Origin of the sequence: Sandarakinorhabdus rubra, from assembly GCF_010994245.1 — a bacterium.
Lineage (GTDB): Bacteria > Pseudomonadota > Alphaproteobacteria > Sphingomonadales > Sphingomonadaceae > Sandarakinorhabdus > Sandarakinorhabdus rubra.
The window spans coordinates 1-7,305 of record NZ_WMHO01000137.1; the positions used below are offsets into that span (position 1 = coordinate 1).

A 7,305-nucleotide genomic window follows, 5' to 3' on the forward strand; every position below is an offset into this window, starting at 1 on the left:
GGACGTGCTGTCGGCCGCGACGCAAGCCGAGATGGCGCGGCGGCTGCCGGGGCTGGTGCGCGTGACGGTGCCGCGGGTCGGCCATGCGCCAACGCTCGCCGAGCCGGTGGCGGCACAGGCGCTGGGCGAATTCCTGGACGGGATTGCAAGGGGAGAGACGTGATGGAACGCAAGGTCTGGAAGCTGGCGCGGCGCCCGGTGGGCGATATTGCCGATACCGATCTGACGCTGGTGACGGAAGCGCTGCCCGATCTGGCCGAGGGCCAATTCCTGCTGGCAGTGATCTACATCAGCCTCGATCCCACCAACCGCATCTGGATGAGTGACATGGAGCAGTATATGCCCCCGGTTGCGCTGGGCGCGCCGATGCGGGCGGGCGTCTGCGGCCGCGTGGTGGCCAGCCGCAAGCCCGGTGTCGAGGTTGGCCAGATCATGGCCGGGCTGGGCGAATGGGCCGATCATATCGTGTCCGATGGCAGCTTCATGTCGCCGCTCCCGCAGCTGCCGGGCGTGCCGCTGGCCGCCACCTATGGCACGCTGGCGCTGGTCGGCCCCACCGCCTATTTCGGCCTGCTGGATATCGGCCAGCCCAAGCCGGGCGAGACTTTGGTGGTGTCGGCCGCGGCCGGCGGGGTGGGCCAGATCGTTGGCCAGATCGGCAAGATCAAGGGCTGCCGGGTCATCGGCATCGCCGGCGGCAAGGCCAAGTGCGACTATGTGGTGAACGAACTCGGGTTCGATGCCTGCATCGACTACAAGGGTGAGGATGTCGGCGCCGCGCTCGACCGGCTGGCGCCCGATGGCATCGACATCAATTTCGAACAGGTCGGCGGGCCGATCATGGTCGAGGTGATGAAGCGGATGAAGCTGTTCGGCCGCGTGTCGCTGTGCGGCATGATCTCCACCTACAACGATGTGAACCCGCGCGAGGAGCCGGGCTTCTGGACGACGATCCTGATGCGCCGGCTGACCATCCGCGGCTTCATCGTCACCGATTTCGCCGCCCGCTTTGCCGAAAGCGGCAGCGCGCTCGCCGGCTGGATGCTGGAAGGCAAGCTGAAGACAAGGCAGGACATCCGCCCTGGCCTCGAGAACGCGGTGGCAACGGTGCGCGAGCTCTACACCGGCGGCAACTTCGGCAAGCTGCTGATCGAGGTGCAGGCGCCCTAGGTCAAAGTCTCATCATGCCGGAGGGCCGCCTTCGCCCAAGTTGCGCACGTCGGCCCGGCGGCTTCGGTCCAAGGTTCACTTATGCACCCGTTCCCGTCCGCATCGACATTAGACGCCTTTATAGGGGATGAAGTTGCTCAGGTTTGGCTCGACCCTTACGGCGTGAGATTCATTTTTGAAAGCCAGAGCCAAATCTACGCAGAGACTAGCGTGATGCAAATCGAGCCAAATGGGAAGGAGTGGCTATATGAGTGTGTCGGTCACGATGGAGCGCCCGTTGTGTTCCATCGCTTGCTCAATAAGCCGATAGTATCCGTTGAGCGCGAGGACCTTCGGCTGATCCTACGCATGGAGGACGGCTCCGCTCTTGTGGTCTATTCGGAGCTTGGCTCCCATGAGAGTGGCCACATCATCATGGGCAGTGGCGACTTCATCGTCTTTTGAATGCTAGCCAACCATCCCATTGCAGACATTCCCGTTTATCAGTTTCCGGCCTAAGCCACTTTCCAACCGGGAAAGGGCAGCACCGGGGCCAGCCGGGCCAGCGTGTCGGCATCGCCCTTCAGGCGGGCGAGGAAGGCATCCTCCACAATCATCGCCTGCTGTTCGATGCCATAGCGGTGGAAGGGCTTGCCGGGTTCCAGTTCATAGCGATAGCGCGCGAACGGCGGCCGCCTGATGGCCAGGTGGCCGCCGGTCTGCACCTGCCAGCAATGCACCAGTTCGTGGACGAAATGCGCCTGGAGGCCGGGCGCGGCGGCGGCATAATCGGCGCGCCAGTTGAAGCCGTTCGGGTGGCACCAGATGTCGCCATCGGGGGCCATCGTCACCCACCACGGGTGCATCGCCCACCATTTGGCGCGGCGCACCACCACCGCGCCAGCATCGAGTGCGTCGCCGAACACGCTGGCCGCCAGCGCGATCTCGCCGGCGGTCAGGGGGCGCGCCTGCGGCAGTTGGTCATCATCCCGGCTCATCGTCTCCACAGCTAATCGCATCGCGCGCGTCTTGCAGCACCGGAATCGCACCCTATATCGCCGGTGCAATTCACCCTCTGGCCGGGGCACCGGCCACCACAGCCAACCGGGGCCGGTTCGTGCCGCGTCGCCTTTTCAGGGGCGCAAGGAACCGGGCTCAACAGAACAGGGATCAGACACGATGGCCAAGGTTATCGGGATCGACTTGGGGACCACCAACAGCTGCGTTGCGGTCATGGAAGGCTCGGCGCCGAAGGTGATCGAGAATGCGGAAGGCGCGCGCACCACGCCGTCCCAGGTCGCCTTCACCAAGGACGGTGAACGCCTCGTCGGCCAGCCGGCCAAGCGTCAGGCCGTCACCAACCCGGCCAACACCATCTTTGCCGTCAAGCGCCTGATCGGCCGCCGCTTCGATGATCCGTTGACCACCAAGGACGCCGGCCTGGTGCCCTACACGATCGCGCGCGGCCCCAATGGCGATGCCTGGGTGAACGCCGGCGGCCAGGATTACAGCCCCTCGCAGATCTCCGCCTTCATCCTCCAGAAGATGAAGGAAACGGCGGAAGCCTATCTGGGCGAAACGGTGACCCAGGCGGTGATCACCGTGCCGGCCTATTTCAATGACGCCCAACGCCAGGCCACCAAGGATGCCGGCAAGATCGCCGGCCTGGAAGTGCTGCGCATCATCAACGAGCCGACCGCTGCCGCGCTGGCCTATGGCCTCGACAAGAAGACCGACGCCAAGACGGTGGCCGTCTATGACCTCGGCGGCGGCACCTTCGACATCTCCATCCTCGAACTGGGCGATGGCGTGTTCGAGGTGAAGAGCACGTCGGGCGACACCTTCCTGGGCGGCGAGGATTTCGACGCCAAGCTGGTGGAATTCCTGTCGGCCGATTTCAAGAAGGCCGAAGGCATTGATCTCACCAAGGACAAGCTGGCCCTGCAGCGCCTGAAGGAAGCCGCCGAGAAGGCCAAGATCGAGCTGTCGTCCTCGGCGGCGACCGAGGTCAACCTGCCGTTCATCACCGCCGACCAGAACGGGCCGAAGCACCTGGTGAAGACCATCACCCGCACCGATCTGGAAAAGCTGGTGCTCGACCTGATCGAGCGCACCCGCAAGCCCTGCCTCGATGCCATCAAGGAAGCCGGCATCAAGCCGGGCGATCTTTCAGAAGTGATCCTGGTGGGTGGCATGACCCGCATGCCGCGCGTCCGCCAGTTCGTGAAGGAGCTGTTCGGCAAGGAGCCCAACACCAGCGTCAACCCGGATGAAGTGGTGGCCATGGGCGCCGCCATCCAGGCTGGCGTGCTGCAAGGCGACGTGAAGGACGTGCTGCTGCTCGACGTGACCCCGCTCTCGCTGGGCATCGAAACGCTGGGCGGCGTGTTCACCCGCATGATCGACCGCAACACGACGATCCCGACCAAGAAGAGCCAGGTCTATTCGACCGCCGACGACAACCAGTCGGCGGTGACCATCCGGGTGTTCCAGGGTGAGCGCGAGATGGCGGCCGACAACAAGCTGCTCGGCCAATTCGACCTCGTCGGCATCCCGCCGGCGCCGCGCGGCGTGCCGCAGATCGAGGTGACCTTCGACATCGACGCCAACGGCCTCGTCTCGGTCAACGCCAAGGACAAGGGCACCGGCAAGGAACAGCAGATCCGCATCCAGCCGTCGGGCGGCCTGTCGAAGGACGATATCGAGAAGATGGTGAAGGACGCCGAGGCCTTTGCCGAGGAAGACAAGAAGCGCCGTGCCGCCGCCGAAGCCCGCAACCAGGCCGACAGCCTGGTGCACTCCACGGAACGCCAGCTGGCCGAGCATGGCGACAAGGTGGCCGCCGACGTGAAGACCAGCATCGAGACGGCGGTGGCCGACGTGAAGGCGGTGCTGGACAGCGGCGACGCCGATGCGATCAACGCCAAGGTGCAGGCGCTGGGCCAGGTCGCCATGAAGCTGGGCGAGGCCATCTACCAGGCCGAACAGGCTGCGGCCCAGCCGGGCGATGCGCCCAAGTCCGACGATGTGGTGGACGCCGAGTTCACCGACGTTGACGACAACAACAAGAAGTAAGCCGGTCGCCGGGGCGCGTCGCACAGTTGCGGCGCGCCCCAACCGCGTGTTTGGGGGCGACTGAAGCATGGCCACCGAGATCGACTATTACGAACTGCTGGAGGTGGAGCGCGGTGCCGATGAGGCGACGCTGAAATCCGCCTATCGCCGCATGGCGATGAAATGGCACCCGGACAAGAACCCCGGTGACGCCGCCGCCGAACAGAAGTTCAAGGCGATCAACGAAGCCTATGACGTGCTGAAGGACCCGCAGAAGCGCGCCGCCTATGATCGCTTTGGCCATGCCGCCTTCCGGCAGGGGGGTGGCGGCGGCGGCGCCCAGGATTTCGGCGGCTTTGCCGACATTTTCGAAAGCGTGTTCGGCGAGTTCATGGGCGGTGGCGGCCGTGGTCGCCGTGGCGGCCCCACCCGGGGCTCCGACCTGCGCTATGATCTTGAAATGACCCTTGAAGAGGCGTTCCACGGCCGCCAGGCGACGCTCACCGTTGAGGTGGCTGCCACCTGCGAGCCGTGCGCCGGCAGCGGCGCCAAGCCCGGCACTTCTGCGCGCACCTGCACCACCTGCGGCGGCAACGGCCGGGTGGGCATGCGGCAGGGCCTGTTCATGGTGGAGCGCACCTGCCCGGCCTGCCACGGCCAGGGCCAGATCATCGCCGATCCGTGCGACACGTGCCGCGGCGCCGGCCGGGTGGACAAGCAGAAGACCATCAATGTCAACGTGCCCCGGGGCGTGGACGATGGCACCCGCATCCGCGTTGCCGGCGAGGGCGAGGCGGGGTCGCGCGGCGGTCCGCCCGGTGACCTCTACATCTTCGTGCACCTGAAGCCGCACCCGATCTTCAAGCGCGACGGCACCACCCTGTTCAGCGTGGCGCCGCTGTCGATCACCACGGCAGCGCTGGGCGGCGAGATCACGGTGCCCGGCCTCGACAAGCAGGAAACCCTCATCAAGATTCCCGCCGGCACGCAGGGTGGCAAGCAGTTCCGGGTGCGCGGGCGCGGCATGCCCAGCCTCAACGGCGGCGGCGCCGGCGATCTCGTCATCGAGGTGGAGGTGGAAACGCCGGTCAGGCTCACCGCCCGCCAGCGCGAACTGCTGGAGGAATTCCGCACCATCGAAACCAGCGAGGGCGGCCGCAACACGCCGAAGAGCCAGGGCTTCTTCGACAAGCTGAAGGGCGTCTGGAGCGAGCTGACCGAGTAGGCTGCTGGCGCTATTGGCTGATCGCCTGCGGACAGGCCATCGACACAGTGCTGCTCACGCCGTCACGCGATCTGCGTGGCGCAGCACGAGCCTCCAGCCATCGTCCTCGCGCTGGAACACCGTGGTCACGCGCAGCGCGTTCTGAATGACATCATCGCTGCCGACGCGCCGCACCGCCATCCGCTCGATCCCGATGACGACGCCGAGATCCGGCGAGACGATGCGCGACACTTCCTCGAATTCCAGCGGCCCGGCCGCGCCGCCGAACATGGCCGCCACGCGCCTCACCTCGGGCGTGATCGCTGCAATACCGCGCTTCGGGGCCCCGAGCGGATTGGCGAGCACGGCGTCATCGCTGTGCGACCAGAGCGCGAGCGAGGGCTGCGGGTCGGCGTTCGCCATCGCAATCAGGGCCGTGTGGCTGGCGGCAAGGGCCGCCTCGAAGCTGGGATATGTCATCAGTCTGTGCCCCCGAAGCGCCGGCCAATCAGGCTGCCGCTCCCGAGGAAACCTAAGCTGCCCCTTCGGTTCGCACAATGGATCGGGCTGCCGGCCTAGCCGCAGCAACGCCAATGCCGGCGGCGTGGCATGATGCACTGACAAGGGGAGAGGGGTGGAACCCGTGCATCGGCTCCGCTACACGGCCGGCATGAAGGGCCTGCCGAACCGCCGCTATCTTGTCACCGGGGCCGCCCGCGGCCTGGGCCTGGCCATTGCCCGCCGGCTGGTGGCGGAAGGCGCGCGGGTGATGCTGGCCGATGTGCTCCCCGAAGGCGAGGCCCGGGCCGCCGAACTGGGCGATGCGGCCGGCTTCGTGGCCTGCGATGTTGGGCAGCGCAGCCAGATCGAAGGGGCAATCACGGCCACGGTCGCGCGCTTCGGCGGGCTTGACGGCCTGGTCAACAACGCCGGCATCGCGCCCAGGGGTGACATCTTCGATGAAACGCCCGAGCAGTTCGAACGGGTGATCGCCACCAATCTCACGTCGGCCTTTCACGCCACGCAACTGGCGGTGCCACACCTGATCGCGGCCGGCGGCGGCGTCATCGTCAACATGTCGTCGGTCAATGGCCGGCTCACCATTCCGGCGCTGCTCGCCTACAATGTGGCCAAGGGCGGGCTCGACCAGCTCACCCGCAACACCGCGGTGGCGCTGGCGCCGCACAACATCCGCGTGGTCGGCATCGGGCCGGGCACCATCCTCACCGAGCTGGCGAAACAGGCGGTGATGGCGGATGACGCCGCCCGCCGCCAGATCCTGTCGCGCACGCCGATGGGCCGCGCCGGGGAACCGGCGGAGATCGCCGCCATCGCTGCCTTCCTGCTCAGCGATGATGCCAGTTACATCACCGGCGAAACCCTCTATGCCGACGGCGGCCGGCTCGCCCTCAACTATACCGTGCCCGTTGGAGAAGAACCGTGATCGATGCCGAGTGGTGGGAGTATGACGAGGCCGAGGAACTGGCCGAAGCGGTGGCCGGCGACATCGCCTACATCATCGGCCAGGCGCTGGAGGCGCGTGGCGCCGCGATGATCGCACTGCCTGGCGGCGCCATCACCCGGCCGGTGCTGGCGGAACTGGCCGGCAGCGATGTCGAGTGGCGTGATGTCACCATATTGCCCACCCACGACACGCTGGTGGCGCCCACCGATCCGGCCTCGATCGCCGGGCAGCTGGCGCGGGTGTTTCTGCCCAAGAAGGCGCGCGTGCTGCCGCTGGTGGCCGGCGAAAGCGACGCAACCACCGCCGGCCGCGCTGCCGACACGCGGCTCGCTGATCTGGCCTGGCCGCTGGATGCTGCCTGCCTGACAGTGGGCGCCGATGGCAGCGTGGCCGGCATCGTGCCGGGCAGCGACCTTGAAGCCGCCATCGCCGG

Annotated in this window: 8 protein-coding genes; 6 read left to right on the plus strand and 2 right to left on the minus strand. The window is 66.7% G+C overall.

What is annotated here, in order from left to right:
* The first annotated feature begins 162 nt into the window (after positions 1-162).
* Positions 163-1,170 carry an NADP-dependent oxidoreductase gene (locus tag GJV64_RS09400; protein WP_164156991.1) on the plus strand — a complete coding sequence of 336 codons (1,008 nt, stop codon included), beginning with the start codon at positions 163-165 and terminating at the stop codon, positions 1,168-1,170.
* Between the two features lie 81 nt (positions 1,171-1,251).
* On the plus strand, positions 1,252-1,614 hold the full coding sequence (locus GJV64_RS09405) for a hypothetical protein (protein WP_164156986.1): 363 nt from the start codon (positions 1,252-1,254) through the stop codon (positions 1,612-1,614).
* A gap of 50 nt (positions 1,615-1,664) precedes the next feature.
* Here the strand turns inward: GJV64_RS09405 and GJV64_RS09410 are convergent, their stop codons facing one another.
* Positions 1,665-2,147: a vgr related protein gene (locus GJV64_RS09410; RefSeq protein ID WP_205599577.1), complete on the minus strand. Its 483-nt coding sequence runs from the start codon at positions 2,145-2,147 to the stop codon at positions 1,665-1,667.
* Positions 2,148-2,178: 31 nt separating this feature from the next.
* On the opposite strand from GJV64_RS09410, the gene dnaK reads away from it, so the two are divergent.
* A complete protein-coding gene (dnaK, locus tag GJV64_RS09415; RefSeq protein ID WP_268920640.1) occupies positions 2,179-4,224 on the plus strand; it encodes a molecular chaperone DnaK in 2,046 nt (681 codons plus the stop codon).
* Positions 4,225-4,291: 67 nt separating this feature from the next.
* Positions 4,292-5,428, plus strand: coding sequence for a molecular chaperone DnaJ (gene dnaJ, locus GJV64_RS09420; RefSeq protein ID WP_164156988.1), 1,137 nt, complete (start codon positions 4,292-4,294; stop codon positions 5,426-5,428).
* Between the two features lie 54 nt (positions 5,429-5,482).
* On the opposite strand, the gene GJV64_RS09425 is transcribed toward dnaJ, so the two are convergent.
* Positions 5,483-5,887: a YybH family protein gene (locus tag GJV64_RS09425; protein ID WP_164156989.1), complete on the minus strand. Its 405-nt coding sequence runs from the start codon at positions 5,885-5,887 to the stop codon at positions 5,483-5,485.
* A 154-nt stretch (positions 5,888-6,041) separates the two neighbouring features.
* Between GJV64_RS09425 and GJV64_RS09430 the strand changes: the two genes are divergently transcribed.
* Together GJV64_RS09430 and GJV64_RS09435 are read left to right on the plus strand one after the other, a co-directional pair.
* On the plus strand, positions 6,042-6,851 hold the full coding sequence (locus GJV64_RS09430) for an SDR family NAD(P)-dependent oxidoreductase (RefSeq protein ID WP_205599578.1): 810 nt from the start codon (positions 6,042-6,044) through the stop codon (positions 6,849-6,851).
* Positions 6,848-7,305, plus strand: a 458-nt coding sequence (locus GJV64_RS09435; RefSeq protein ID WP_164156990.1) for a 6-phosphogluconolactonase, incomplete at its 3' end; no start/stop codon positions are given. The genes GJV64_RS09430 and GJV64_RS09435, both read left to right, overlap by 4 nt.

Coding starts and splice junctions, on each gene's coding strand:
- GJV64_RS09400 (WP_164156991.1), top strand. CDS start 163: ATGGAACGCAAGGTCTGGAAGCTGGCGCGGCGCCCGGTGGGCGATATT.
- GJV64_RS09405 (WP_164156986.1), top strand. CDS start 1,252: ATGCACCCGTTCCCGTCCGCATCGACATTAGACGCCTTTATAGGGGAT.
- GJV64_RS09410 (WP_205599577.1), bottom strand. CDS start 2,147: ATGAGCCGGGATGATGACCAACTGCCGCAGGCGCGCCCCCTGACCGCC.
- dnaJ (WP_164156988.1), top strand. CDS start 4,292: ATGGCCACCGAGATCGACTATTACGAACTGCTGGAGGTGGAGCGCGGT.
- GJV64_RS09425 (WP_164156989.1), bottom strand. CDS start 5,887: ATGACATATCCCAGCTTCGAGGCGGCCCTTGCCGCCAGCCACACGGCC.